Source organism: Actinoalloteichus fjordicus (assembly GCF_001941625.1).
Taxonomy (GTDB): domain Bacteria; phylum Actinomycetota; class Actinomycetes; order Mycobacteriales; family Pseudonocardiaceae; genus Actinoalloteichus_A; species Actinoalloteichus_A fjordicus.
Genome location: NZ_CP016076.1, coordinates 6,550,939 through 6,576,860, shown reverse-complemented (window position 1 = coordinate 6,576,860; position 25,922 = coordinate 6,550,939). Strand labels below are relative to the sequence as shown.

General features: G+C 70.4%; 23 protein-coding genes. 12 read left to right on the top strand and 11 right to left on the bottom strand.

All coding sequences use genetic code 11. The features are described from left to right. Positions 1-51: 51 nt before the first annotated feature. A complete protein-coding gene (gene groL, locus UA74_RS28095; protein ID WP_075742882.1) occupies positions 52-1,668 on the top strand; it encodes a chaperonin GroEL in 1,617 nt (538 codons plus the stop codon). Between the two features lie 106 nt (positions 1,669-1,774). Here the strand turns inward: groL and UA74_RS28090 are convergent, their stop codons facing one another. Then, positions 1,775-2,077 (bottom strand): WhiB family transcriptional regulator, encoded by a 303-nt coding sequence (locus tag UA74_RS28090; protein ID WP_069852475.1) that lies wholly within the window; start codon positions 2,075-2,077, stop codon positions 1,775-1,777. A gap of 303 nt (positions 2,078-2,380) precedes the next feature. Between UA74_RS28090 and UA74_RS33860 the strand changes: the two genes are divergently transcribed. The 4 genes from UA74_RS33860 (at position 2,381) to UA74_RS28070 (ending at position 6,315) form a co-directional block, all read left to right on the top strand. Further along, positions 2,381-3,574: a MerR family transcriptional regulator gene (locus tag UA74_RS33860; RefSeq protein ID WP_232237883.1), complete on the top strand. Its 1,194-nt coding sequence runs from the start codon at positions 2,381-2,383 to the stop codon at positions 3,572-3,574. A gap of 224 nt (positions 3,575-3,798) precedes the next feature. Next, a complete protein-coding gene (locus UA74_RS28080) occupies positions 3,799-4,395 on the top strand; it encodes a response regulator transcription factor (RefSeq protein WP_069852471.1) in 597 nt (198 codons plus the stop codon). A gap of 353 nt (positions 4,396-4,748) precedes the next feature. After that, positions 4,749-5,321, top strand: a complete 573-nt coding sequence (locus UA74_RS28075; RefSeq protein WP_075742881.1) for a sigma-70 family RNA polymerase sigma factor — start codon at positions 4,749-4,751, stop codon at positions 5,319-5,321. A 1-nt stretch (position 5,322) separates the two neighbouring features. Further along, on the top strand, positions 5,323-6,315 hold the full coding sequence (locus UA74_RS28070) for an anti-sigma-D factor RsdA (RefSeq protein ID WP_157442338.1): 993 nt from the start codon (positions 5,323-5,325) through the stop codon (positions 6,313-6,315). Positions 6,316-6,433: 118 nt separating this feature from the next. Here UA74_RS28070 and UA74_RS28065 read toward each other — a convergent pair whose 3' ends face one another. Continuing rightward, the gene (locus tag UA74_RS28065; protein ID WP_075742879.1) at positions 6,434-6,832 is read right to left on the bottom strand and encodes a DUF5319 domain-containing protein; all 399 of its coding nucleotides are present in this window, start codon (positions 6,830-6,832) and stop codon (positions 6,434-6,436) included. A 219-nt stretch (positions 6,833-7,051) separates the two neighbouring features. Here UA74_RS28065 and guaB point away from each other — a divergent pair, with 219 nt between their 5' ends. Together guaB and UA74_RS28055 are read left to right on the top strand one after the other, a co-directional pair. Beyond that, positions 7,052-8,560 carry an IMP dehydrogenase gene (guaB, locus tag UA74_RS28060; RefSeq protein WP_075742878.1) on the top strand — a complete coding sequence of 503 codons (1,509 nt, stop codon included), beginning with the start codon at positions 7,052-7,054 and terminating at the stop codon, positions 8,558-8,560. A gap of 296 nt (positions 8,561-8,856) precedes the next feature. Further along, positions 8,857-9,987, top strand: coding sequence for a GuaB3 family IMP dehydrogenase-related protein (locus tag UA74_RS28055; protein WP_075742877.1), 1,131 nt, complete (start codon positions 8,857-8,859; stop codon positions 9,985-9,987). Positions 9,988-10,518: 531 nt separating this feature from the next. Here UA74_RS28055 and UA74_RS28050 read toward each other — a convergent pair. Next, a complete protein-coding gene (locus UA74_RS28050) occupies positions 10,519-11,082 on the bottom strand; it encodes a YdeI/OmpD-associated family protein (RefSeq protein WP_083684176.1) in 564 nt (187 codons plus the stop codon). Between the two features lie 93 nt (positions 11,083-11,175). Then, positions 11,176-11,643, bottom strand: a complete 468-nt coding sequence (locus tag UA74_RS28045) for a VOC family protein (protein WP_075744323.1) — start codon at positions 11,641-11,643, stop codon at positions 11,176-11,178. A gap of 114 nt (positions 11,644-11,757) precedes the next feature. Here UA74_RS28045 and UA74_RS28040 point away from each other — a divergent pair, with 114 nt between their 5' ends. Continuing rightward, entirely contained in the window at positions 11,758-12,762 is a 1,005-nt protein-coding gene (locus UA74_RS28040; RefSeq protein ID WP_075766354.1) for a helix-turn-helix transcriptional regulator, read from the top strand. 581 nt (positions 12,763-13,343) lie between these two features. Here the strand turns inward: UA74_RS28040 and UA74_RS28030 are convergent. Further along, entirely contained in the window at positions 13,344-14,750 is a 1,407-nt protein-coding gene (locus UA74_RS28030) for a hypothetical protein (protein ID WP_075765786.1), read from the bottom strand. Positions 14,751-14,792: 42 nt separating this feature from the next. Further along, a complete protein-coding gene (locus tag UA74_RS32525; protein ID WP_157434482.1) occupies positions 14,793-15,212 on the bottom strand; it encodes a hypothetical protein in 420 nt (139 codons plus the stop codon). Here UA74_RS32525 and UA74_RS28025 point away from each other — a divergent pair. Next, positions 15,189-15,830: a DUF6518 family protein gene (locus UA74_RS28025; protein WP_075765784.1), complete on the top strand. Its 642-nt coding sequence runs from the start codon at positions 15,189-15,191 to the stop codon at positions 15,828-15,830. The two genes, UA74_RS32525 and UA74_RS28025, sit on opposite strands and share 24 nt — an antisense overlap. 199 nt (positions 15,831-16,029) lie before the next feature. On the opposite strand, the gene UA74_RS28020 is transcribed toward UA74_RS28025, so the two are convergent. Further along, the gene (locus tag UA74_RS28020; protein ID WP_157434481.1) at positions 16,030-17,487 is read right to left on the bottom strand and encodes an aldehyde dehydrogenase family protein; all 1,458 of its coding nucleotides are present in this window, start codon (positions 17,485-17,487) and stop codon (positions 16,030-16,032) included. 166 nt (positions 17,488-17,653) lie between these two features. Here UA74_RS28020 and guaA point away from each other — a divergent pair, with 166 nt between their 5' ends. Next, positions 17,654-19,228 (top strand): glutamine-hydrolyzing GMP synthase, encoded by a 1,575-nt coding sequence (gene guaA, locus UA74_RS28015; RefSeq protein WP_075765782.1) that lies wholly within the window; start codon positions 17,654-17,656, stop codon positions 19,226-19,228. 123 nt (positions 19,229-19,351) lie between these two features. Here guaA and UA74_RS28010 read toward each other — a convergent pair whose 3' ends face one another. From UA74_RS28010 to UA74_RS28000, 3 genes are read right to left on the bottom strand one after another with little or no spacing between them, the layout of a single operon-like run. Further along, complete coding sequence (locus tag UA74_RS28010; protein ID WP_083683732.1) at positions 19,352-20,473, bottom strand: LacI family DNA-binding transcriptional regulator; 1,122 nt, start codon at positions 20,471-20,473, stop codon at positions 19,352-19,354. A 28-nt stretch (positions 20,474-20,501) separates the two neighbouring features. Next, entirely contained in the window at positions 20,502-20,726 is a 225-nt protein-coding gene (locus UA74_RS28005) for a hypothetical protein (protein WP_075742872.1), read from the bottom strand. Continuing rightward, positions 20,719-22,176 (bottom strand): PspC domain-containing protein, encoded by a 1,458-nt coding sequence (locus UA74_RS28000; RefSeq protein ID WP_075742871.1) that lies wholly within the window; start codon positions 22,174-22,176, stop codon positions 20,719-20,721. The genes UA74_RS28005 and UA74_RS28000 overlap by 8 nt, the downstream gene beginning before the upstream one ends. Positions 22,177-22,479: 303 nt before the next feature. On the opposite strand from UA74_RS28000, the gene UA74_RS27995 reads away from it, so the two are divergent. Next, the gene (locus UA74_RS27995) at positions 22,480-23,883 is read left to right on the top strand and encodes an ATP-binding protein (protein WP_075742870.1); all 1,404 of its coding nucleotides are present in this window, start codon (positions 22,480-22,482) and stop codon (positions 23,881-23,883) included. A gap of 34 nt (positions 23,884-23,917) precedes the next feature. Next, entirely contained in the window at positions 23,918-24,601 is a 684-nt protein-coding gene (locus tag UA74_RS27990; protein ID WP_075742869.1) for a response regulator, read from the top strand. Between the two features lie 130 nt (positions 24,602-24,731). Here the strand turns inward: UA74_RS27990 and UA74_RS27985 are convergent, their stop codons facing one another. Continuing rightward, positions 24,732-25,880, bottom strand: coding sequence for a DMT family transporter (locus tag UA74_RS27985; RefSeq protein WP_083683728.1), 1,149 nt, complete (start codon positions 25,878-25,880; stop codon positions 24,732-24,734). Positions 25,881-25,922 lie beyond the last annotated feature (42 nt).

Genomic DNA, 25,922 nt, shown 5'->3' with positions numbered 1-25,922 from the left:
CCCCCGTGGTCCTCCAGGCACGCTTCAACACCCCTTGAGAGGGACCAGAGAATGGCTGCAAAGCAGATCCGGTTCGACGAGCAGGCTCGACGCTCGCTGGAGAGCGGTGTCAACAAGCTCGCCGACACAGTCAAGGTCACGCTCGGCCCGCGCGGCAGGCACGTCGTGCTGGACAAGAAGTTCGGCGCGCCGACGATCACCCTCGACGGTGTGACCGTCGCTCGCGAGGTGGAGCTCGAAGACCCCTACGAGAACCTGGGCGCTCAGCTCGCCAAGAGCGTCGCGACCAAGACCAACGACGCGGCGGGTGACGGCACCACCACGGCCACCGTGCTGGCCCAGGCGCTGGTCCGGGAGGGCCTGCGCAACGTGGCGGCAGGTGCGAACCCGATGGTGCTCGGCAAGGGCATCCAGGCCGCCGCCGACGCCGTGGTCGAGACCCTGAAGGCCAAGGCCACCCCGGTCAAGGGCCGCGACAACATCGCGCAGGTCGGTCAGGTTGTCTCGCGGGACGAGACGATCGGCGCCCTGCTCGGCGAGGCCATCGAGCGGGTCGGCGAGGACGGCGTCGTCACCATCGAGGAAGCCTCGACGATGTCCACCTGGCTGGAGGTGACCGAGGGCGTCCAGTTCGACAAGGGCTTCCTCTCGCCGCACTTCGTCACCGACGCCGACCGCCAGGAGGCGGTGCTGGAGAACGCCCTGGTGCTGTTGTACCGGGAGAAGATCTCCGCGCTGGCCGACTTCCTGCCTCTGCTGGAGAAGGTCGTCGAGGCGGGCAAGCCGCTGCTGATCATCGCCGAGGACATTGAGGGCGAGGCCCTGTCCACCCTGGTGGTCAACTCGATCCGCAAGACCGTGCGCGTCGTCGCGGTCAAGGCGCCGTACTTCGGCGACCGCCGCAAGGCGTTCCTGGACGACCTCGGCGTGGTCACCGGCGCGCAGGTCGTCGCGTCCGAGGTCGGGATGAAGCTGGCCGACTCCGGGCTCGACGTGCTGGGCACCGTTCGCCGCGTGGTGGTCACCAAGGACGACACCACCCTGGTGGACGGCGCAGGCACCCGCGCCGACATCGACTCGCGCGTGGAGCAGCTGCGTCGTGAGATCGCGGCGACCGACTCCGAGTGGGACCGCGAGAAGCTTCAGGAGCGGCTGGCCAAGCTCTCCGGCGGCATCGCGGTGATCAAGGTCGGCGCGGCCACCGAGATCGAGGTCAAGGAGCGCAAGCACCGGATCGAGGACGCGATCGCGGCCACGAAGGCGGCCGTCGAAGAGGGAATCATCCCCGGCGGCGGGTCCAGCCTGGTGCACGCGGCCAAGGAGCTCGAAGGCGGCCTCGGCCTCACCGGCGACGAGGCGACCGGCGTTGCGCTCGTGCGGGCCGCGCTGAGTGCCCCGCTGTTCTGGATCGCCTCCAACGCGGGCGAGGAGGGCGCCGTGGTGGTCTCCAAGGTCGCCGAGCAGAGCTGGGGCGGCGGCTTCGACGCCGCGAGCCTCACCTACCGCGACCTGTTCGATGCGGGCATCGTCGACCCGGTGAAGGTCACCAGGTCCGCCGTGGTCAACGCCGCTTCGATCGCGCGCATGATCCTCACGACGGAGAGCGCCGTCGTCGAGCTGTCGGAAGAGGACGCCGCGGCCGGACACGGCCACGGGCACGGCCACTGACCTGGTCGATCACTTCACGAGCTCACACACGGGGCGGCACCGACTCTGCGCGGTGCCGCCCCGTCATGTGTGAACTCCGGACCGGAAGGGCCCCGAGACGGCCGGATCAGGAGGCGAGCCCCGCCATCCTGCGGCTCTTGGACTTGATCAGCAGCGTTCGCTCGGCCTCGGACAGGCCGCCCCAGATGCCGTACGGCTCTTGAACCGCCAACGCGTGCTGCCTGCACTGTTCGAGCACCGGGCACTGCTGGCACACCTCTTTCGCCCTTGCCTCCCGCCGTGACCTCGCCGGACCTCTCTCGCCGTCCGGATGGAAGAAGAAGGCGCTGTCCATGCCTCTGCATGAGCCCTGAAGCTGCCAATCCCACAGGTCCGCGTTCGGCCCTGGCAGCCGCCGAGTGTCGGCCATTTGTCGACCACCTCCCCGCAAGTGGTGCACTTGTCGCGAGTGCGACCGCACCCCCGTATGGGGATCTACGCTAGAACCGCGCCATAACTTGTTCAAGACCCTTCGCTCCATAAGTTGTTCACACTAATGGGCGTTATCCTGTGGCGCGGAGCACTTCGTGCCCCTGTGACAGCCGAGAACAGGTGATCAGATCACCGCCCAGACGACCGGAACGGACATGGCCTCGTGAGCACGCAGCCAGGACCCGACGACGGTGGTGAGACCGACGAGGGCTGCGTGGCTCCGCTTGGCGAGATCGAGCCGCTGCCCGCCACGACCAGTGACGAGCCGACTCTCACCGTCGCCGCGGTCGCCCGTCGGCTCGGCGTCGCGCCCGCCACTCTGCGCACCTGGGACCGGCGCTACGGCCTGGGCCCGAGCGGGCACACCAGCGGAAGACACCGTCGGTACGGCCCGCTGGACGTCGCGCGGCTCGAGCTGATGCAGCACGCGCTGTTGCGGGGCGCCTCGCCCGCCGAGGCGGCGCGGTATGCCCTGAGCACCTCCTCGCCTGCGCCGAGGGTCGCGCCTGAGGCGGAGTCGACCTCGGTTCGGGTGACCGGACGGGTCGTGGAGACCGACGAGACGCTGCCGCAGCCTCCTCGGCCCCGGCTGGTCCACGATGCGGGACGCCTCGGTGCGGAGCCGGGGGGGTCCGCAGCCGCGACCGCCTCGTCGCCTCAGGGCGGCTCCTCGGCGACCGACGCGGCCTCGACGGCCGCCGACGGTCCGCTGCCGGGGCTGACCTCCGGACTGCTCTCCGGCGGCCTGGATCTGCCCTCCTTCGAACACCGGGCCCGGTCCGGCGGTCGCGGGCTGCGGCTGCCGGGTGCGAGCAGCCGAGCCAGGGGGCTCGGCCGCGCGGTGACGGCGATGGACTCCTGGTCGGTGAACCGGCTGCTGCTGGAGGCACTGCACGAGGACGGCGTGCTGACGGTGTGGCAGGAGCTGGCCGAGCCGGTGCTCGCCGCGTTGAACGAACGGTGGGAGCACTCCGGCGAGGGCCGGGAGATGACCCGGCTGTTGAGCGAGTGCCTGGTCACCGTGATGAGCACCGTGACGGCCGGGGCGGCCGAGCCGAGGACGGCGAGGTCGGTGCTGCTCGTCGGTGCTCCCGGCGAGTCGCACGGCCTCCCGATGTACGTGTTGGCGGCCGAGCTGTCCCAGCGGCGACTCGGGGCGAGGCTGCTGGGTGTCGGGCTGCCGATGGACGGGGTGGTCGCGGCAGTGCGGCGGGTAGCCCCCGCCGCGATGGTCCTGTGGGCGCAGCGACCGCGCTGCGGCGATCCCGGGGTGTTCGAGGCCCTGCCGAGGACCCGGCAGCGGGTGCGGCTGTTCGCGGGCGGGCCTGGTTGGGACCAGAGCACCCTCCCGAGCCGGGTGGAGGCTGTGACGGAGCTCGCATCCGCGGTGGACCTCATCGAGCGAACCGTCGTGGTCCGGGGCGGGCGCGGGTAGTCGTCCTCGTCCTTACCAGGGGTGATCGCGCAGGCCCGGCCGGGAAAACCCCGCGTTTTCGTCGGTCTTCTGGGTAGGGTCGGGTGTGCTCCATTCCGGTGAACCTCAGGTGGCTACCCGATGGAGCAAGTACTTGACGGATTAAGCACCAGATCGGGTCAAGGTTTGGCGACCGGCGTCCGATAGGGAAGTGGAACGTCACTCGGCTGCAGGAAGGAGTTCCCGTGACGACGGTCTTGATCTGCGATGACCGGCGGAGCGTCCGGGAGGGGCTCACTCGCGTGATGTCGGCGGTCCCGGGTGTGAGCCGGATCGATTGTGTAGCCCATGGTGACGAGCTGCTCGCTCGTTTCTCCAGGCAGGCTGTCGATGTCGTGCTGGTGGGAACGCAGCGCGCCGTGCCAACGGGCGTGGAGGCCACCAGGCGGCTCGTCTCGGCTCACCCACAGGCTAACGTCATCGTCTTCGGCGCCCCGGACGACGCGGGCAGCATCGCTGCCGCGATCGCGGGTGGAGCGCGCGGTTACCTGCGATGGGACGCCTCGCGTCCCGAGCTGGTCGCCGCCTTGGCGCACACGCTGGCGAGCACTGCGGTGCCCGCTCCGCGTCAGCCCTCTGATCCGGGAGTCCAGCTCACCGAGCGTGAGCTCCAGGTGCTGCGGGGCATGAGCCAGGGAAAGAGCAATGGTCAGATCGGGCGCGAGCTCTATCTGTCCGAGGACACCGTCAAGACACACGCGCGACGTCTGTTCCGCAAGTTGGGCGTGCGCGATCGCGCGCAGGCAGTTGCCCACGGCTTCCGCAGGGGACTCGTCTCCTGACTTCGCGGCACCACTGGCGCCGACCGGCACATGATGCTGGTCGGCGCCTTGTGCTGCGCTCTCACGCTGGTCGTGGCGCGGAGGCATGCGCTGGGTGCCGTGTGTGCGGGGGGTCTGCCGTACGGTTCATCATCGTGTTGAGACACTGGGCCATGCGGTTGTCCTGCCGTCGGTGTGGCTGAGTCGAGGTCGGTCACGACGCGTCGTTCTGGTTAGGTCAGGTGATGTGATGCCCAACTCTCGGACGACACCAGCTTCACCGGTACGGTTGAATCGGCCGGTGCGTTGAGTGACGTACATCAAGCTGACCACCTCACGGACGCTCGCCGGTAACACCAGGGCTGCCTACTGCGATGACTAATTTGGGGGACGGACTGGACGCCGTCGTCGGCGAGGCCGTCGGCGGTAATCGTCGGGCGATCGAACGGTTGTTGGCGGCCATTCGTCCCCTTGTGGTGCGGTACTGCCGTGCCAGGGTCGGTAGACAGGAACGGTCGTCAGCCTCAGCTGACGACGTCGCCCAGGAGGTGTGTCTCGCCGTGCTCACGGCGCTGCCGGGCTACCGCGACCAGGGACGTCCGTTCTTGGCGTTCGTGTACGGCATCGCCTCGCACAAGGTTGCGGATGCACACCGGGCTGCGGCGCGGAACAAGTCCGAGCCGGTGCCCGAGGTTCCTGACGCACCGGGTAACGAGGCTGGTCCGGAGCAGCGGGCCATGCAGGACGAGCTGTCCGGTCGGATGGGAAAACTGCTTCAGGTGCTGCCGCCGAAACAGCGAGAGATCCTGCTGCTTCGGGTGGTCGTCGGGCTCTCCGCCGAGGAGACGGCTGAAGCCGTGGACTCGACGCCCGGCGCGGTGCGAGTCGCCCAGCACCGGGCCCTGACCAGGCTGAGGAAGACGCTCGCCACGGAGGAGGTGGTCTGAAGTGGCCGACAGACACGATGATGACGAGCCCACGTCGGGTGATCGAATCGAGAACGGGAACCCCTCGCCGTCGTCATCTGACGAGACGGGGCACCTCGACGGCTTCGCATCCCAGGCGGAGCCGGAGTCTCCGGCGGAGCACATCGACCTCTCCGCAGTACAGGCCGATGACGCGCTTCTCGACGCGCTCGGCGGAACGGACCCGACGGTCGGCGAGGAGCAGTCCGCCGACCAGGACCTCAGCGCCATGCTGGTCGCGTGGCGGCGAGAGGCCGACGCCGAGCCGTTCGGCGAACTCATCGACATCGACACCGCCGTGGCGACCATCGCCGCCGCCCGGCCTCCGGTGCGGCGCAGGACTCGATTCCTGGTTCCGCTCGCCACTGCTGCCGCCGTGCTCGCCATCGCCTTCACCGGGGTGAGCGTCGCCGCGCGCGAGGCACGCCCCGGCGACACCCTGTGGGGACTGTCCCGCGTGTTGTTCACCGAGCACGCGAACTCGGTGGAGGCGGCCGTCACGGTCCAGGACGAACTGGCCGCGGCCGAGGCCGCGTTGTTCGCGGGCAGGCTCGATCAGGCCGAGGCGGCGCTCGAGCGCGCGGGTGCCTCGCTCGACTCGGTGTCCGACGACGACGGGCATGCCGACCTTCGCGCCACACACGATCGGCTGCGGGACAGGCTCGATCCGGCCGCTCCGCCGCCCGTCGAGGATGACGACGAGGCCGAGGACTCCGAGAACACGACGGGTGGCGGCGAACCGCCGGTGCTGGTCGACACCACCACTGAGCAGCCCCCGCCGACTCAGCCGACCGAAGACTCCGAGCCGACTCCGCCGGACGAGACGACGACCCCGCCGCCGGAGGAGACGACGCCGAGCACACCGCCGACGCCGAGCACTCCGCCGTCGCCCAGTACGCCGTCGGGCAGCGAGCCGGACACCAGCACCGGGTCCCGGACGGAGGACTTCTCGACGGTGCCATCCGGCGGCGAGTGATCCCCGGCGAGTGATCCCCGGGGAGTGATTCCCGGGAGCGAAGCCTGGAAGTGCTCTCCGACGGCACCTGCCCGCCGGATCGCCCGGCTCGCCGGGCAGCCCGGCAGCCGGGCGTGGCTCAGGCCTCGGTGGCCTCGGTCGCGCCTGCCGCGTCCGAGTAGCCTCGGCAGTACTCCCAGGTCACGTAGTGATTGGGGTCGGGGTTGTATGCGGGTTCGTGCGGTCGCATGTGACCATCGGCCAGGAGCTGCGTCAGGCTCGATCGGAGCAGCTCCCAGTCGTGATAGTGCGGTTCGGCACAGTCCGCGCAGTCGACGACGATGCCGCGCAGGCCGCGCTGTTCCAGCAAGGCCTGGTAGACCGCCAGGTCAGCGAGGTCGGCCAGCAGTTCGGCCCGTTCGTCTTCGTCGAGTGCTCGGTCGTCGTCGTCCGCAGGCTCGCCTAGGGCGCGCGCCGGGTCCTCCGGGTCGCTCGCGAACGGATCTGGGGGCAGGGCATCGTGCGGCACGAAGCGCACGGTACCGGGCGAGACCTCGCTGTTGTCGTCGATACCATGGAAGAACCCGCCCCGCGAGGATGTTCACCCTCATACGGTTAACCCTCACACGGAGGACGAGCGGGACATCAGGCAGTCGCACACGCGTGAGGCTTCGCGGCCGACGCGGACGCGGCAGGTGCTTCAGGAAGGCAATTCCCAGTGACCACCAGCGATTCGGTTGACGAGCGAACCTCTTCGGTGCTTCGCGACATCGAGAGCGGACTGCCCGCGAAGTTCGCCTCGCTCGGGCTCACCTTCGACGACGTGCTCCTGCTGCCCGCGGAGTCCGACGTGATTCCCAGCGGAGTCGACACGAGCACACCGCTCTCCCGCAACGTCCGGCTGCGCATCCCCCTGCTGTCCTCGGCGATGGACACCGTCACCGAGTCGCGGATGGCGATCGCGATGGCCAGGCAGGGCGGCATGGGTGTGCTGCACCGCAATCTGCCGGTCGAAGAGCAGGCTGCCCAGGTCGAGGTCGTCAAGCGGTCCGAGGCGGGGATGGTCACCGACCCCGTGACCTGCTCTCCGGAGGACTCCCTCGCCGAGGTCGACGCGCTGTGTGCTCGATTCCGCATCTCCGGCGTCCCCGTGACCGACCCGGACGGCACGCTCGTCGGCATCATCACGAATCGCGACATGCGCTTCGAGGTCGACTTCACCCGCCGAGTGCGTGAGGTGATGACCCCCGCGCCGCTGGTCAGCGCCCAGGTGGGCGTCACGGCCGAGGCCGCGCTCGGCCTGCTGCGCAGGCACAAGATCGAGAAACTGCCGATCGTCGACGGCGCGAACAAGCTGCGCGGACTGATCACCGTGAAGGACTTCGTCAAGACCGAGAAGTACCCGAACGCGACGAAGGACACCGACGGCAGGCTGCTCTGCGGCGCGGCGGTCGGCGTCGGCGCGGAGGCGCGGGAACGCTCGATGGCACTGGCCGACGCGGGCGTGGACGTGATCATCGTCGACACCGCGCACGGGCACTCGCGGGCCGTGGTCGACATGGTGGCGCTGCTCAAGCGGGAGCTCGGCGACACGGTCGACGTCATCGGCGGCAACGTCGCCACCCGCGCCGGGGCACAGGCCCTGGTCGACGCGGGCGCCGACGGCGTGAAGGTGGGCGTCGGCCCCGGCTCCATCTGCACCACGCGCGTGGTGGCCGGCGTCGGAGTCCCGCAGATCAGCGCGATCTACGAGGCCGACCTCGCGTGTCGCCCCGCAGGCGTCCCGGTGATCGGCGACGGCGGCATCCAGTACTCCGGCGACATCGCCAAGGCGATCGCCGCAGGTGCCAGCTCCGTGATGCTGGGCAGCCTGCTCGGCGGCACCGCCGAGGCGCCCGGCGAGCTCGTGCTGGTCAACGGCAAGCAGTACAAGACCTACCGGGGCATGGGCTCCCTGGCGGCGATGAGCTCGCGTGGTCCGTCGAAGTCCTACTCCAAGGACCGCTACTTCCAGGACGACGTCCTCTCGGACGAGAAGCTGGTTCCGCAGGGCATCGAGGGCCGGGTGCCGTTCCGGGGCCCGCTTGCGCAGGTCATCCATCAGCTCGTCGGCGGACTCTCCGCAGGCATGGGCTTCGCGGGTGCCCGCACCGTCGCGGAGCTCCAGGACGCTCAGCTCGTCCGGATCACCGCCGCCGGGCTTAAGGAGAGCCACCCCCACGACATCACCATGACGGTGGAGGCGCCGAACTACACCACGCACTGACGCCTCCTGTGATCATGGCGAGGACGTCGTCTGCTTCTCGGCCGCCGTCCGTCGGCAGCGGTGCGAGGCGTCGGGGCAGGCAGGCTCGAGCCGAGCCGGTCCGGATCTGCGGAGCTCCGAAGCGGCAGGCCGGTGTCGCCGAAGCGGCGGATGTGCGCTGGTGAGAGCCCGCTTCCGGCCGTGACGGCCTTCCCTGTCCGCCGCCCGAGCCGGGCGGCCCGACCCCCCGGGGTCGGCGCCGTCTGCCCGGCGCTTCACAATGGCTTCCTCTGCTGGAACGGCGTAGGGAGACAGACGTGCGGGATCAGGTGGAGATCGGTAGAGGACGTACCGCGATGCGTGCCTACGACCTCGACGACGTGGAGATCGTGCCGTCTCGTCGAACGCGCTCCTCCAAGGACGTGTCGCTGGGCTGGCAGATCGACGCCTACCGCTTCGGCATCCCGCTGGTGACCCATCCGACGGACGCCATCGTCTCGCCCGCCACCGCCGTGCGCGTCGGCGAGCTCGGCGGCCTGGCCGTCCTCAACGCCGAAGGGCTCTGGGCTCGGCACTCCGACGTCGAGGATGTCATGTTCCGGCTGGTCACCGCCGCCGAGGACGACGACGACCCCGCCGCTGCAGTGCGACTGCTCCAGGAGCTTCATGCGGCGCCGATCCGGCTGGACCTGCTCTCGCAGTCGATCAAGGAGATTCGCGAGTCCGGGGCGCACGTCGCGGTGCGGGTCAGCCCGCAGCACGCCGAGGAGCTGACGCCGGATCTGCTCGCGGCCGGGGTCGAGATCCTGGTGCTCCAGGGAACGATCATCTCCGCCGAGCACGTCGCCAGGGACGGTGAGCCGCTGAACCTCAAGCGCTTCATCGCCGAGTTGGACGTGCCGGTGATCGCGGGCGGCGTCGGCGACTACCGCACCGCCATGCACCTGATGCGCACCGGCGCCGCAGGCGTGATCGTCGGATTCGGCCACGCCACCAGCACCACGACGACGGAGGTCCTCGGCATCGGCGTCCCGATGGCCACGGCGATCGCCGACGCGGCCTCCGCGCGCCGGGACTACCTGGACGAGACCGGTGGCCGGTACGTGCACGTCCTCGCCGACGGCGGGATCAGCACCTCCGGCGACATCGCGAAGGCCATCGCCTGCGGTGCGGACGCGGTGATGCTCGGCGAGCCGCTCGCCCTGGCCAGCGAGGCGCCCGCGCAGGGCTACTACTGGACGTCCGCCGCCGCGCACCCCTCGCTGCCGCGCAGCGAGATCTTCCCGGTGCCCAGCACCGACTACGACCTGGAGACCCTGCTCTTCGGCCCGTCCTCCGACCCGCTGGGTACGGTGAACCTGTTCGGCGCGCTGCGTCGGGCGATGGCCAAGACCGGCTACTCCGATCTGAAGGAGTTCCAGAAGGTGGGCCTCACCGTCCGTCGGTGACGACCACGTTCGGCCTGCTGCGGTCGCCGGCGTCCGTCGGCTCCTCTCCAGGATCGGCGTCGCCCGGACCGCTGCGGCCGAACCTGCGGGCCTGCGGTCGCCCGACGGCGCGGCCGGGTCCCGCGCCTCGTCAGTAGACGACGCGGATGTTTCCGATCAACCGCTCGGTGCGCGATGCCACGGTTGAAATTCGTTCCGGCGAGGCTCATCTCGGCTGCGATGAGCCTCGCTGCGGGGCTGCGTGTGCCTCATCTGCTCAGAGGTCCATGCTCGGGCCAGGACTGTTCCTCAGGCTGTTCTTGCGGGCCGAGGCGTCGGCTGGTGGGAACAGCTGGAACCCCCCATGGGGGCCATGAGGACACCGACGGCAAGCCCGCGTGGAAGCCGTCGACCACGTTGGAACCCCTCGTAGGGACGATGAGGACCTGTTCGGCTACGAGGCCGGGCTAGAGCACACGCTGTTGGAACCCCTCATAGGGACGATGAGGACCCGAGAGTAAATCCGCGCCAGTCGGGGCCGGTGGTCGAGACTCACACCCCGTCGTCCTCGCCGAGACGCCGGATCATGGCGGCGATCCGCGCTCCGCGCAGCGCGGGCACGGCCGTGATGATCGGCAGCAGCAGGGGATATCGCTCACCTGCGGTCAGAGCTGCGAATCGGGCTGCTGCGGCAGGCGACGCCGTCAGCGCAGCGAGGACGTCTGCAGGCACCTCGACGGTGGCCGAACCCGGGTATGCCCGCTCCCACCGACCGTCGAGTCGTGCCCGCTCGATCTCCGCGTGTCCGCGAAGGCGCATGCGACCTTGTTCGATCAGAGAGCCGACGAGCCCGACATTCCGTTGCGACCAGATCGACCTGCGCCGTCGGGGTGTGAAGCGTTGCAGGAACGTCGCGTCGTCGCGCCCCTTTCGCTGCCCGTCGATCCACCCGCTGCAGAGTGCTTCATCCAGCGCCTGGGAGTAGGTCAGTGTCGTCGGTGCGACCGTCCCCTTCTTCGCCAGCACCAGCCACACCCCGTCCGAGACGTTCTCGTTCACCTCGAGCCAGGCCCGCCAGTCGGCCGCGTCCGGGATCACCAGCGGTTGTTCGTTCACGCGTTCATCCTTCTCGCAGACGATGGTCAGGTGATCCAACCCGGTCCGACGGGTCGGCGAGCCGCACCCCCGGGCGGTGCCGGCGAGACGACGTCAGGCCTGGGCGTGCTCAGCCGCGACGTCGAGGACCCAGGTGATACCGAAGCGATCGGTCAGCATCCCGAAGGCGGGCGCCCACTGAGCCGGGGCGTAGGCCTCGATGACGGTGGCGCCGTCCGCCAGCCGCTCCCACAGCGCGCCGACCTCCTCGACCGTCTCACCTCGGACGGAGAGGAAGAACGGCTCCTCGGTGAGGGTGACACCGTTCTCGCGGCGTGTGGTCGGCGCGCCCTCGGCGACAGGTGCGTCTTGACCGGGGACGTCGTAGGCCATGATCCGGAAGCCGTTGTCCGCGATGACCTGGCCGAACACCACCTTGTCCGCACCGGGCAGCTCGGCTGGCATGCCGAAGTCGCCGTAGGTGGCGGCGATGACCTGCCCGCCGAACACCGACTGGTAGAACCCCAGGGCCGCGCGGGCCTGCCCGCGGAAGTTCAGGTGGGCGACAGCATTGATCGACATGGTGATCCGGTCCTTCACACGTGGATGTCGTCGCTGGAGATCTCCGGCGACGAGACCCAATCTGTCACCCGTTCCGGTCAGGGAACGTCCGCTACTCGTGACAGTGTCGAAGACATGCCCACCGCCTCGTCGACGACGACCTCGTCTCGCCTGCTCGCCCTGCTGTCGTTGCTGCAGGTCCGCCGGGACTGGCCGGGGGAACAGCTGGCCAACCGGCTCGGTGTCAGCGACCGCACGGTGCGCCGCGACGTCGACCGTCTGCGCGAGCTCGGATATCCCGTCCAAGCGGTCCGGGGGCCCGAGGGCGGTTACCGGCTCGAGGCAGGCAGTGAACTGCCACCCCTGCTGTTCGACGACGAGCAGGTGGTCGCGCTCGCCGTGGCGTTGCGCATCGCGACCGTGACGGGAGCGGGCATCGAGGAGGCCGCCGCGCGCGCCCTCGCGACGGTGCGCCAGGTCCTGCCCGCCCGTCTGCGGCAGCGCGTCGACGCCCTGGAGGTCACGGCGATCGCGTTGGCAGGGCGGGGGGAGGACCCCCAGGTCGGCACCGACGTCCTGGTCGCGCTGAGCGCCGCCATCCGAGCCGGGGAGGAGGTGCGGTTCGACTACCGTTCGCCGGGACGGTCGGACGGTGCCGAAGCGCAGCCGCCTCGGCGGTTGGAGCCCCACCACCTCGTGGTCCACCACGGGCGCTGGTACCTCGTCGGCTGGGCCGCGGAACGCTTGGAATGGCGGATCTACCGCGCTGACCGGCTGACACTTCGCGTGCCGAACGGGCCCCGGTTCACCCCGCGAGAGGTGCCGGGCGGCAACGTGGCCGCCTTCCTCTCCGCCCGCTTCACAGGCTCCGAGGGCGCGAACGAATGGCCGTGTCAGGGCGAGGTGATCCTCGACCTGCCCGCCGCGCAGGTGGTTCCGTTCGCCGCCGACGGACTCGTCGAAGAACTCGGCCCCGCCCGAACCAGGCTGCTGATCGGCTCCTGGACCTGGGCCGCCTTGGCCGCCACGCTGGCACGGTTCGCTACGGAGATCGAAGTCGTCGGTCCGCCCGCGCTGCGAGACGCCTTCGCCGAGCTGTCCCGCCGCGCCGGCCGCACCGCAGGCCTCCCGGTGCCATAAGGCCCGCTCCGATCACCGGGCGTCGGCGTGGCGAGACCCCCGATTCGGTTCCAGAGGCGAACCGCCCTCGGTCCTCGGCGATCTTCACCTGGCCATGGGTGCGGGTGCCGGCATCAACACGTATGTCCGGAATTCTGTCCAGGGGCAGGCTCGTCGTGCCGGAGAGCTTCGTGCCGACGGACTGCCGATCCTCGTGGACTGCGGTGCCGCCGATGAGTTCCTGCTTCATGACGGCGCAGTCCACCTGCACGAAGTCGTGACTGAGCTTGGCATCGCGCATTCGTTCCGACTTGTCGAAGGTGCCGGGCACGTCGGGCCGGAAGCGGCGTCACGAACCAAGGACGCGATTCGCTTCATCGGCGCCGCCGTCACGTCGCGTGGGCCCCGTCCCACCGTGGGCTCATCGAACAGGTAGAACAGGTCCGCGAGCGCGCTGCCGTGGGGCGAGGCGGCGGTAGGCGAATCCGCGCGTCGACACTGGTTCGAGACGGACCCCGTCGGCATGGATCGCCGCCTTCCATCGGGGCGGCGTGCCGGGCAGCCGCACTGCCCGGCCGCACCTCGGTACCGTCACCCCACTCTCACCGCCACCGCAGCCGGTTCCCCCTCGTGTTCCTGGCCAGGAACAGCGTCAGATACGCCTGGGCGGCCATGACCCCGATGCGGTGCTCGCGGCCGTAGTACGTGTTCTCTCCGTTGGCGCCGTAGGTGCGGCCGTCGGGGAAGCGGGACATCAGGTTCAGCTGGTCCTCGTTGTGCAGCCGCTCCCAGGTCGCCGCGGCCGGGTCGATGCCGGTGTCCTGGGCGGTGAGGTCGACCAGCAGATCGAAGTTGCCGAAGTAGAACGGGAAGTGTGTGCCCCAGTCGTTGCCCTCGGGGTAGTAGATCTCCGCCGATCCCGGTCGGTAGATCGTGCTGGTGCCCCCGTCCGGCAGCGGGAACGGCTTCTCCACCAGCGCGGCGTACGTCCGCGTGATGTTGTGCAGCGCGGCTCTCGGCGCCGCACGGTCGGCCAGGCCGAAGACGAAGCCCTGGTAGAGGCTCTGATCGAAGGAGACCATGTACAGCGGATGCAGGCGATCATGGTTCTGCAGGGTGCCGTCGTCGGCGATGTTCGTGCCCTGCAGCCAGCTCGACAGCCGGATGCCGTTGATCGTCTCGCCACTCGTGAGGTCCGCAGGGCAGGCGGCTCCCGCCACCAGGAGTTCGACGTTTCGGCGCCGCCAGCTCGCGGCGTCGGGGTGGTTCGGCATCATCACCGCCGCCAGAGAGAGCGCGGCTGCGCTCCAACTGTTCTCCTCCGCCTTGCTGTCGCCGGGGGTGACGACGGTGCCGTCGCGGCGCGTCATGTAGAGCTGGTCACCGCTGCCGCCGACGAGGTAGACGTCGTCTCCGGTGGTCAGCCGCTGTGCCTCCCAGACCAGCATCGCGACCAGATGCTCGCGCTCGGCGGTGTCCAGCTCCGCCCAGAACAGCCAGCCTGCCAGCGCGGTGTAGTAGGCCCATAGCGCGGTCTGCCAGCCACTGCCCCACCGCGTCGCGGGGTCGGCGTTGTTCGCCCGGTGCCGCGCGGCCAGAGTGCGGATGAGGTTTCGCGTTCGGATGGCGGCGTTGGCGGCGGACAGCGTCTGCGGGTCGTAGGTACCGGTGGTCAGCGCGGTGGCGGCGGACACGGCGGCCATGGCGGGCAGCCGGACGGCCCGCTCGTCGGTGCCCCGGAGATCGATATAGCCGTCCGGGAGATAGCGCGGGTACATTCCGGCGTACCAGGGTCCGATCAGATAGCGGGTGCTGCCTGCGAGAATCGTCGTCACCCGCTGCCCGGCGGTATCGGCCCCCGGATACGACCCCAGGTTCGGCCAGTCGATCGGGATGACGTCATTCTCGGCGGCCTCGGCGACAGCGGGCGCACCGAGCGCGGTCACGGCACCGAGTAGACCGGCGGTGCCGAGGAATCGGCGGCGGGAGAACGGGGGAAGTGCGGGCATACGGGCACTCCAATCGCGGGCCGAATGTCCGAGCGCAATCAATCATGGCAGCAGGGACGACAGGGCACAAGGGTCTAGACCATGAGGGGATTCCCGCTGCTCATGGCAGTTCTGGCAGCCGCTGAACAGCCGGCCGGTCAGCATCGTGACGTGCGGATAGGGCGCACGCCGTATCGCTGCCGAGATTCCCGAATTCCGCATCACCCGGCCGTCCGGACCGACGACGGTTCCGGCGATAATCCCGGCCGAGCGCGTCACCGACACCGGAGAACGAATTCGGGATGTTTCTCGTGCACCGACTGACTGGTGATTCCTGCCGATCTCGACCTGCCGGCATTGACGTTTCGAATCAGCGTCGAACAGCGTTCCTCGTTCCTCGTCGACGATGGACGGCGAGCACTCTCCGACGTCGATGCGGCGGACCTGTAACGTGCGCTGATGCGCGGAATCGAGGGTCAGCAAGCTCCCGAGCGAACCCGCCGCCTGCTGCGAATCGGCGCGGTCGCCATGGCCAGTCTCCTGCTGGGAGGCTTGACCTTCTTCGCCCAGGGATGGTTACCGGAGTCATTCTCCTCCTTGGCCAACTCGGCCAGCGGGTGGGCGCTGCTGACCGCACTGATGGTCTTCGGTGCGCGGTTGACCGGGGTGACCGCGAGCATCGTCGGCGCGATCAGCTTCGTGCTGCTCGTGCTCGGTTACTCGCTGGCGGCGCAGCTCCAAGGCCTGTTCTACAGCCCCGTCCTGTTCGGCGTCATCGGCATCGTGGCCGGCCCCTTCGTCGGCATCGCCACCGCCTGGCTGCGTTCGTCATCGCAGTTGCGGGCCGCCGCCGGCGCCGCTCTGCTGTCGGGTATCGGGATCGGTGAGGGTGTCTACGGCCTGACCCAGGTCGCCGAGACCACGAGTCCGGTCTACTGGATCGTGATCACGGTGGCGGGGGCGGCCCTGCTGGCCGGGATGACCTTCCGGCGACTGCGCGAGCTGCGCGCACTCGCCGTCGCGGTGGTCGGCACCGCGGTCGTCGCGGCCGCCTTCAACGTCGCCTACCTCGCCGTGGGCTCCGTCGGCTCGGTCGGCTGAGTCGGCTGCGGCTGGTCCCTCGCCCGCTGTGCCGGTGGAACCACGGCACCGTGGGCGGTGCTGCGGACTCGGTCGGGCGGCGCTTCAAGCCAGGGTGTCGCCGAGGGATTCCGACCGGAGTCAGCGAGTGATCGGCCCGATCGATGCCGCACCGACCAGCCGAAACCCGACCAGGCGGGGCCGGCCCGGCTCGGCCCGATCAGCTCAGATCGTCGGCGAAGACCGTGCGTCGTTCCACGGTGAACTCGCGCATCAACCGGTGCAGCGCCGCGCGATCCGGCGCCTCGACGTCGGCGCCCCGCTCGTGTCTGGCCTCCACGGCGGGCACGTCCCCGATCACCAGTTCGTCGGCGGCCAACGCCGTGCCTGCCCGCAGGACGGCGTGGCGATCACGGGTGAACACCGATGCCCGGCCGCCGGGCAGCGAGTCCTCGATCTGGCCGAGCGCCGCGTCCAGCCCGGCCGCCGCCGAGACGACGAGCACCGGCCCGAACGCCTCCTCCCGCCACAGCCTGGCCGTCGTCGACGCCCCCACCAGCACCGTCGGTTCGACGGTGGTGCCGGAACGGTTCCCGCCGACGAGCACCTCGGCGCCGGTCTCGACGGCCTCCGTGATCCAGTTGCCGACCCGGATCGAGGCGGCCTGGTCGATCAGCGGACCCACCTGAACCTCGGGATCGTGCGGGTCGCCGGTGCGCAGTTCGCCCACGGCCGCCGTCAGCCGCGGCAGGAAGTCCGCCAGCACCGACTCGTCGACCACCACCCGCTGCACCGCCTCGGCGGACTGGCCTGCCTGGTGATTGCCGAACTCCGCGATGCGGCGGGCTGCCAGGTCGAGATCGGCAGGCGCCGACCAGTCGGCACACACCAGGGCCGTCGTGACGCCGCCGAGTTCGAGCACGAGATGTCGATCGGCCACGACCCGGCGCAGGATCGCGGCGGTGTGGCGGGAGCCGGTCAGCGAGACCACGGCGGCCCGCTCGTCACCCGCGAGCGCCTGCGCGGCCTCGTCGTCCAGCGGCAGCACGGAGAACGCGCCCTCCGGGAGGTCCGCCTCGGCCAGCAGCTCCCCGAGCATCAGGGCCGACAGCGGAGTGCGCAGCGGGGGCTTGACCAGCACGGGAGCGCCGACGGCGAGGGCAGCGGCCACCTGTCGCGTCGCCGTGTACAACGGATAGTCGACCGAGGTGAGCGCCAGGACCGGGCCGCGCGGGACCCGCCTGCTCGACGCGCCCGTCGCCCACCGGTCCGCCTCGCCGCCGCCCGCGTCGACCGAGGAGGCGGCCAGCCGGAACACCGAGGCGGCCCTGGCGGCCTCCAGCTCGGCCCACCGCAGCGGCTTGCCGTTCTCGGCCGTGATGATCTCGGCGAACTCCTCGGCGCGGTCGGTCAGGCCGTGCGCCAGTGCCGCCAGCGTCGTGGACACCGCCCGGCGGGAGCGCGTCGCGATCTCGCCGCGCACGGCAGCTGCCCCCCGCACCGCGCGCCAGACCTGGTCGGAGTCCGGTACGCAGACGGTCGCCACCTCCGTCTCGTCGTAGGGGTGGCGGACCTCCTGCCTGCCGTCGCCCGACTCCGGTCTCCCCGCGATCCAGCAGGGGCGCGGGGTAGGGGTGAAGGCGTCCACTCCGCCGTCTTGGCTGTTCGTGATGTCCACTGCGACACCGTATGCGGACGATCTTGCGGCGCGGGCGGACCTCGGGTCGGTGTGGCCTGAGACTCACCCGGCTGAGGGAAGCCGACGCCGCTGGTCGGCCGAGCTGTCTCACCTGGGACGATGTGCGGGTCACCCGAGGTCTCGTCCGTCTTCAGGAGGTTCGCCAGTGCCCAGCAGTGCGAAGGGGCCGGTACTCGTCGTCGACTTCGGCGCGCAGTACGCCCAGCTCATCGCACGCCGCGTCCGAGAGGCGCAGGTGTACTCCGAGGTGGTGCCGCACTCGTCGTCGACGGCGGAGCTGCTCGCCCGCGACCCGGCCGCCGTGGTGCTCTCCGGCGGACCGTCCAGCGTCTACGCCGACGGCGCGCCCGGGTTCGACCCGGAGCTGTTGTCGTCCGGCGTGCCGGTGTTCGGCATCTGTTACGGCTTCCAGGTCATGGCCCAGGCCCTCGGCGGCACGGTGGAACAGACCGGCACCCGCGAGTACGGGCGGACCGATCTTGATCTGGAGTCGACCAAGGGCGTCCTGCACACCGACCTGCCCGGCCACCACCCGGTGTGGATGAGCCACGGCGACGCGGTGACGAAGGCGCCGGAGGGCTTCGCGGTCACCGCGACCAGCGCGGGGGCCCCCGTCGCGGCCTTCGAGGACGTCGAGCGCAGGCTCGCGGGCGTGCAGTACCACCCCGAGGTGGCGCACTCCCCGCACGGACAAGAGGTGCTGCGGCGGTTCCTGCGCGACATCGCGGGCCTCGGCCCGGCGTGGACCACCGCGTCGATCGTCGACGACCAGGTCGCCTTGATCCGCGACCAGGTCGGCTCCGGCCGGGTCATCTGCGCCCTGTCCGGCGGCGTGGACTCCGCCGTCGCCGCGGCGCTGGTGCAGCGGGCCGTCGGCGACCAGCTCACCTGTGTGTTCGTCGATCACGGCCTGCTGCGGGCGGGTGAGCGGGCCCAGGTGGAGCGGGACTTCGTCGGCGCGACCGGCGTCCGGCTGATCACCGTCGACGCGAAAGAGCGTTTCCTCGCCGCCCTGGCAGGCGTGACCGACCCCGAGCAGAAGCGCAAGATCATCGGCCGGGAGTTCATCCGGGTGTTCGAGCAGGCGGCCCGTGATCTCCAGGCCGAGGCCGGGGAGCACGGCGAAGAGGTCGAGTTCCTCGTGCAGGGCACGCTGTACCCGGATGTGGTGGAGTCCGGCGGCGGCACCGGCACCGCCAACATCAAGAGCCACCACAACGTGGGCGGGCTGCCGGACGATCTGCGGTTCGGCCTGGTCGAGCCCCTGCGAGCCCTGTTCAAGGACGAGGTCCGTCGGGTCGGACTCGAGCTGGGGCTGCCGGAGACCATCGTGCAGCGTCAGCCGTTCCCCGGCCCCGGCCTCGGTATTCGGATCATCGGCGAGGTGACGGCCGAGCGGCTGGAGACCCTGCGTGCCGCAGACGCCATCGCCCGCGAGGAGCTGACCGCCGCAGGCCTGGATCGGGAGATCTGGCAGTGCCCGGTGGTGCTGCTGGCCGACGTCCGCTCGGTCGGGGTGCAGGGCGACGGTCGCACCTACGGTCACCCGATCGTGCTGCGCCCGGTGTCGAGCGAGGACGCCATGACGGCCGACTGGACCCGGCTGCCCTACGAGGTCCTGGAACGAATCTCCACCCGCATCACCAACGAGGTCGCCGAGGTGAACCGGGTCACGCTGGACGTCACCAGCAAGCCGCCGGGCACCATCGAGTGGGAGTGACCGTCGCTCGTGGCGACGAGCCCGCCGGGCAGGTCGATCAGCGATCGGCGTGTATGACCGAGGACTCGGGGTGCGCGGCGGGCTGGGGTGTGCGCGGGCCTCGACCCGCGCCGTCCGGCCGTGTCACGCCGATCCTCGGCGCACCAGGTGCACCGGCAGGACCTCGCGGCCGGGCGGGACGTCCTCGCCCGCGATCAGCCGGGTGAGCAGGTGCACCATCCGGCGGACCTGCTCCTGGGCGTCCTGCGCGACGGTGGTCAGCGGCGGACTGGTGTGCGGGGCGACGGCGGGCTGATCGTCGAATCCGACGACGGCGACGTCCTCCGGCACCCGTCGGCCTGCCTTGCGCAGCGCATCGATCGCACCCGCTGCCATCAGGTCGCTGGCGGCGAACACGCCGTCGAGATCGGGAACCCGGTTCAGCAGCGTGCGCATGGCCTGCTCGCCGCCCTCCCGGGCGAAGTGACCTGACTCCGTGCGCAGGTCCGTCGTCGCCTCGTCCGCCCCGGTCGCCAGCCGCCAGCCGTCGAGCCGGTCGATGGCGGCATGCTCGTCCAGCGGCCCGGTGACGCTGACGATCCGTCGCCGTCCGAGATCCATGAGGTGTCGGCCTGCGAGCCTGCCGCCCTCCCGGTTGTCGGTGTCCACCAGGTGCAACCGGTGGCCGCCCGCCCACGGCCTGCCGCCGAAGACGGTCGGAATCGGCAGGGCTGACATGGCCGAGGGCAGCGGATCACCGCGATGCGGCGTGAACAGCAGCGCGCCGTCGACGTGCCCGCCCAACAGGAACCGCTCGGTGCGTGCCTCGTCCTCCGGCGAGTGGACCAGCATCAACACCATGGCCGCGTCGAGTTCGCCCAGCCTGCCTGCTGCGGCGCGCACGACGGTGGCGAACCGAGGATCGTCGAAGATCTTCGACTCCGGCTCCGAGATCACCACGGCGACCGCGCCGGTCCGCCGGGTCACGAGCGTCCTGGCCGCGCGATTGGGCACATAGCCCAGCTCCCTGATGGCGGAGTACACCGACTCCTTGGCCTCCGGGCTCACCCTCGGCGAGTCGTTGACCACCCTGGACACGGTCGCCCGTGAGACGCCCGCCAGCGCGGCGACATCCTCCAGCGTGGGTCGATGCTCCCCCTGCGTCTGTGTCGACACCGCTCCCCGCACCTCCCCGGGAAGACTACTAGTGCCGATCCGCTCGCCGAGTTCCCGCTGAAGACGGCGGTGCGCCTCGATGCGGGTCATCGCTCCTTCCGGCGGCCGGGCCGCGTGATCAGTCCTCCCGACGTGACCGGAGCGAGCCTGCCAACAGCGCCAGGCCGATGGTGACCGCCCCGGCGGCCAGGACCCACCGCAGGTTCAGCAGCGGGAGCCAGTCGTTGCCGTCGGAGAACGTGTACGCGGCGATCAGCAGCGCGATCACGCCGCCGATCAACGTCAGCAGATCCATCGGGCCGCGACGCCGCACTGCCTTCTGCTTGTCGGCACGCTCAGCCACGCCTGACCTCCAACTGTCCCGCACCCATGTACATGTCGAGTTCCAACACTCCGCTGTCGGAGTTCTCCGGGATGCTCGTGACGCTCGTCGTCGCCCGGTCGTAGTGATCCTGATCCAGGCAGGACGATCTGCCGAGCCGCGTCTCGCAGTTCGCTCGAACCGGCAGGTCCGGCGGCACGATCACCTCGATGTCGCCGCCGAGGTTGACGACGACGCTGCTGTGCAGGGTCTCCCCTTCGGGGATCTCCAGCTCGGTGAGGTCGAGCAGGATCACGCCTGCCGAGAGCCGGTAGGACTCCTGGAGCTGACCCGGATCGGTCACGCGAAGCTCCTGGGCGCCCGCGCCGTGCCAGCCGCCGGTCTCGTGCAGCGGCACCAGCCCGAGCATGAACGTGAGCGCGGCGACCGGGGTCGTGAGCCAGATCAGTCCTCGGCCGCCGCTGCGGACGGCGCCGAGCACCATGCCGGTGCCGAGCACGGCGAGGACCAGTGCCAGCAGCCGAGGTGGTGTCAGCCAGCTTCCCGGCTCCATGAGCGGCAGGCCCGCCGCGAAGGTCAGCAGCGCCAGCGCCACGGTCACCGGGGTGATCCGGGACCGGACCCGGCGCCGGGGTTCCGGCTCCGGCTGTTCCGCCGGCTGGTGGCCGACCGGATCGGGCAGGTCCCAGGCGAACGGTGCGACGCCCAGCGGATCCCAGGCGGGGGGTGTCGGCTCCTCGTAGGGTCCGTACTCGGCGTCTTCCTCGGCGGTCGAATCCGGACTCGGCCTGCCCGCAGCGGCGGTCGACAGGTCCGTGGTCGAGTCGATGTCCGTGTTCGAGCCGGGGTTCGTCCTGGGCGCCGTCGTCGTGCCGCCTGCGCGGCCGAACGCCATGGTGCGTGCCTCGGTGGGCGCACCGTCGCCTCGGGTCTGCGGCTCGTCGGGCAGCCCGAAGGCGGCGGGATTCTCGGTCTCCGGCCAGTTGATCGTGCGCGGCGTGGTGTGTCCTCGGTTCAGGTGCAGCAGATAGAGCGCCACACCCGAGCCGCCGAGGCAGACCGCGCTGTTGAACGTGCCGTTCAGCACCCATTGGACGACGGGGACCATCGCGATGCCCAGCAGTGCGGGCAGCACCACCGTCGACAGCTGTCCCGCCGACTGGTCGCGGCCTCGACCCGCCAGCGCCTCAGCCGGGGAGGACAGCTCGTTCTCCTGACGCAGCAGCAGCCAGCCGAGCAGGTAGATCAGCACACCGCAGCCACCCCAGAACGAGGTCACCACGAGGACGACCCGGACCAGCGTGGGGTCGAGGTCGTACCGGCGGGCGATCCCGACGGCCACGCCCGCGATCTTGCGTCCCTCGCCGAGCCGGACGGGGCGAGTCCGCCAGATGTCCTTGATCGTCTCCTCGAAGCGCGGTCCGGTGGTCGAGGTCGCCCCGTTCGGTTGCCCCTGGCCTGCTGCGTCCATCCCATCCCACCGTTCGCACCGTCTCGAGTTGCCTGTCGTTCGTGTTCTCCACCGACGGAGACTGTTCCTCGACGTCCGGTCGATCAACGCCGCCGCCGGTGTCAGGCCGTCGTCCCTCCGTCAGGACTGCCGCCAGTCCGCCACGTCAGAACGGAACAGCCCGGCGGCTCGCCTGTCCCAGCATGACCTGATCCGCGACCCACGCCATCGGGGTTACCCCTGAGCCCTGCCCTCGCCACGGCGTGCCCGCGTCCGGGTCGCTCCCTGATGACGTCCGCCGCGCAGGCGTGTGACGATGTCATCGTGGCAGTACAGGCTGATCGCGAGGGGAGGCAGCCCGTGCCGGACGACGCTCCGGTGGACGACGCACATCGCATCACGCAGCGGGTGGCTCCGGCCCGGAGAGACCCGCGCGTCGGGGGCGCGGGAGGCGAGAACACGCCGAGACCCACCCTGCGTCGGCGTCGATCCTCGCGGGTGGTCGCCGGGGTCGCGGGCGGGCTGGCCGACCATCTGAAGGTCGACGTGCTCTGGGTCCGGGTCGTCATCACCCTGTTGGCCGGGGTGGACGGGCTGGGTGTCGTGCTCTACGCCGCACTCTGGGCCCTGGTGCCGCAGCGTCCGGTCGACGTCCCGGAAGCGGTGAACTCCCGGCAGCGCACCCAGGCGCTTGGTCTGGTGGTGCTCGGCTTCGGTCTGGTCGTGGCGACCACGTCGTTCGGCAGCGGCTGGAGCGGACGGCTGTTCTTCCCCGCCTCGGTGGGTCTGATCGGCGCCTTCCTGGTGTGGCGGGAGGCCGACGAGACTCAGCGTCGGCGCTGGGCGCAGGGCGCCAGGACGGGCGTCGCCGAGGTCTTCATCGGCAACGGCGGTCGCGGTGCGGTCGTCCGCAGCCTGACCGGGGCCGGACTGGTGCTCACCGGCATCATCGTGCTGCTGGCCAACAGCCTGTCGTTGGCGCGACTCCAGTTCGCCCTGCTGTCGGTGATCGTCACGCTGGTGGGCGCGGCCGTGCTCACCCTGCCCTGGTGGCTGCGGCTGGTCCGGGATCTGGATGAGGAGCGCCGGGTGCGCATCCGCACGGAGGAGCGTGCCGAGATCGCCGCCCACCTGCACGACTCGGTGCTCCAGACCCTGGCCTTGATCCAGAAGCAGGCGGAGAACGACAAAGAGGTGCGCAGGCTCGCCCGGAGTCAGGAACGACAGCTCCGTACCTGGTTGTACGGCGCGACCGGCTACGGCGGATCGAGCAGGGCGAGTGCGGAGCCGGACGCGGAGGCGTCGCCCTCGGCAGGCGAGCCCGCCTCGGCCCGCACGTTGGCGGCGCTGATCAGCGAGGTGTGCGGCGAGGTCGAGGACACCTTCGCCATCAAGGTGCAGCAGGTCGTGGTCGGTGACTGCGAGGTGGACGACCGGGTGCTGGCCGCCGTCTGGGCGGCCAGGGAGGCGATGGTCAACGCCGCGAAACACGCCGAGGTCGGCGAGGTGAGCGTGTTCGTCGAGGTGGAGCCCGCTCAGGTCGAGTTGTTCGTCCGAGATCGAGGCAAGGGTTTCGACACCTCCACCGTTCCCGGGGACCGGCATGGCCTGGCGGACTCGATTCACGGCAGGATGGAGCGTCACGGGGGAACGGTGCGACTGCGCACGGCTCCCGGCGAGGGCACCGAGGTCGCATTGCGGCTGCCACGCACCGCAGACAAGCGCTGATGCGAAAGAGGACGTGACGGGTGAGGGACATCGAGTGAACAACACCGAGGACACTGCGGCGCAGGCCCGGCCGGTCCGGGTCTTCCTGGTCGACGACCACGCGCTGTTCCGCACCGGAGCCAAGGCCGAACTGACGAACGCCACGGGCGTGATCGAGGTGATCGGCGAGGCGGGTTCGGTGGGCGAGGCGGTGGCGGGCATCGGGCACTTCCAGCCCGACGTGGTCCTGCTCGACGTCCACATGCCCGACGGCGGCGGCGCCGAGGTGTTGCGCCGGGTTCGCAAGTCCCACCCGGACGTGGTGTTCCTGGCGCTGTCGGTCTCGGATGCCGCAGAAGACGTCATCGCCGTGATCCGGGCGGGTGCGCGGGGCTATGTCACCAAGACGATCTCGGCCCGCGAGCTGGTGGACGCGGTCGTGCGGGTGCATCACGGCGACGCGGTCTTCTCGCCCCGGCTGGCGGGCTTCGTGCTCGACGCCTTCGCCGACCGGCCGGGGGCCGCGCCGATCAACGACCCGGAACTCGATCTGCTCACCCCGAGGGAACGGGACGTCCTGCGCCTGCTGGCCAGGGGCTATGCCTACAAGGAGATCGCTGCCGAGCTGTTCATCTCGGTGAAGACGGTGGAGACCCACGTCTCCAGCGTGTTGCGCAAGACCCAGCTCTCCAACCGCTACGAGCTGTCTCGCTGGGCGACGGACCGCAGACTGATCTGAGCGGCGGTCGGCGTATCCCGGTCGGGCCCGGCCGAACCGGCGCGGAGCCGAGCCGAGGCCAGACCGGAACGTGCGGTGGCGGAACCCCTCGACGCCGCCCGATCTGGTGGGCGGCGTCGATCCGGTCTGATCAGCAGGGTGTGTGCTGTCGATCTGCCACGCGCGACTCGGGCTGCGCAGGCTCGGCGCGAAGCGGTTGAGCTGCGGTGTCCGGCTGGACTGCGGTGGCCGTTCCCGTCGCGGCGTCCGCCGAGGTGGGGCGGGCCGCCTGCGTCGGTGCTGCCCCCGGCGTGGCGTCGTACTCGGGCGAGGCATCCAGGGCGGCGCCTGCCGCGACCGCGGTGCCTGCTGTGAGGGCGGTGCCTGCCGCGACCGCCGCGGCCTGCCGGACCGTCCCCTGCTCCTGCCGACCGCGATGCCGGGTCAGCGCGACCCCCAGCAAGATCACCGCCATGCCTGCCCACTGGAAGGCGGCAAGGCGCTCGTCGAGGAGGACGACGCCGAGCAGCACGGACACCAGCGGCAGCAGGTAGCCGACGGTGGACGCGGCCGCGCCGCCTTCGTCGGCGATCAGTCGATGGTTCAGCACGAAGGCCACCCCGGTGCCCAGCACGCCGAGGACGAGGATCGCCAGTACCGGGCCGAGCGCAGGCTCGATCGGCTGGGTGCCGAAGAAGGGCATCGCGACGATCGCCAGGCCGCTGCCCGCGATGAGCTGCATGCAGGCGAGACCTGCGGGAGCGAGCCCGCGCCCGCTGAGGAAACGCTCGACATAGATGTAGCCGACGGCGTAGCTCACGGCGGCGGCCAGGCACAGTGCGGCGCCGAGCAGATGCACTTCGCCCTGCTGCCACGGCGCCAGCAACAGGACGACGCCGACGAAGCCCAGCAGCACACCGAGGACGTTCCAGCCGGTCACGCGCCGCCTGCGTCCGACGGCCACCGCGAGGGCCAGCGCCCACAGCGGGGTGGTCGCGTTGAGCACGCCGCTCAGCCCGACGTCCACCGTCTGGCCTGCGACGGCGAACAGCGTGAACGGCAGCGTGTTCGCGAAGAGTGCGGCGCCCGCGACGACGAGCCAGAGGCGAGGCTCGCGCGGCAGGGTGATGCGGCGTACCGCGCACACCCCCACCAGCACCGCCGCGCCGAGGACCAGCCGCAGCAGCGTGATCTGCGCGGGGGAGAACGAGCCGAGCGCGATCTTCATGAAGAGGAAGCTTGACCCGAACAGACTCGCCAGCGCCGCCATGCGGACCAGACTTGCCCCGCTACTCACCATGATCGTCGGCCTCGCTCTCGGTCCTCGTCGACGACATGTCGA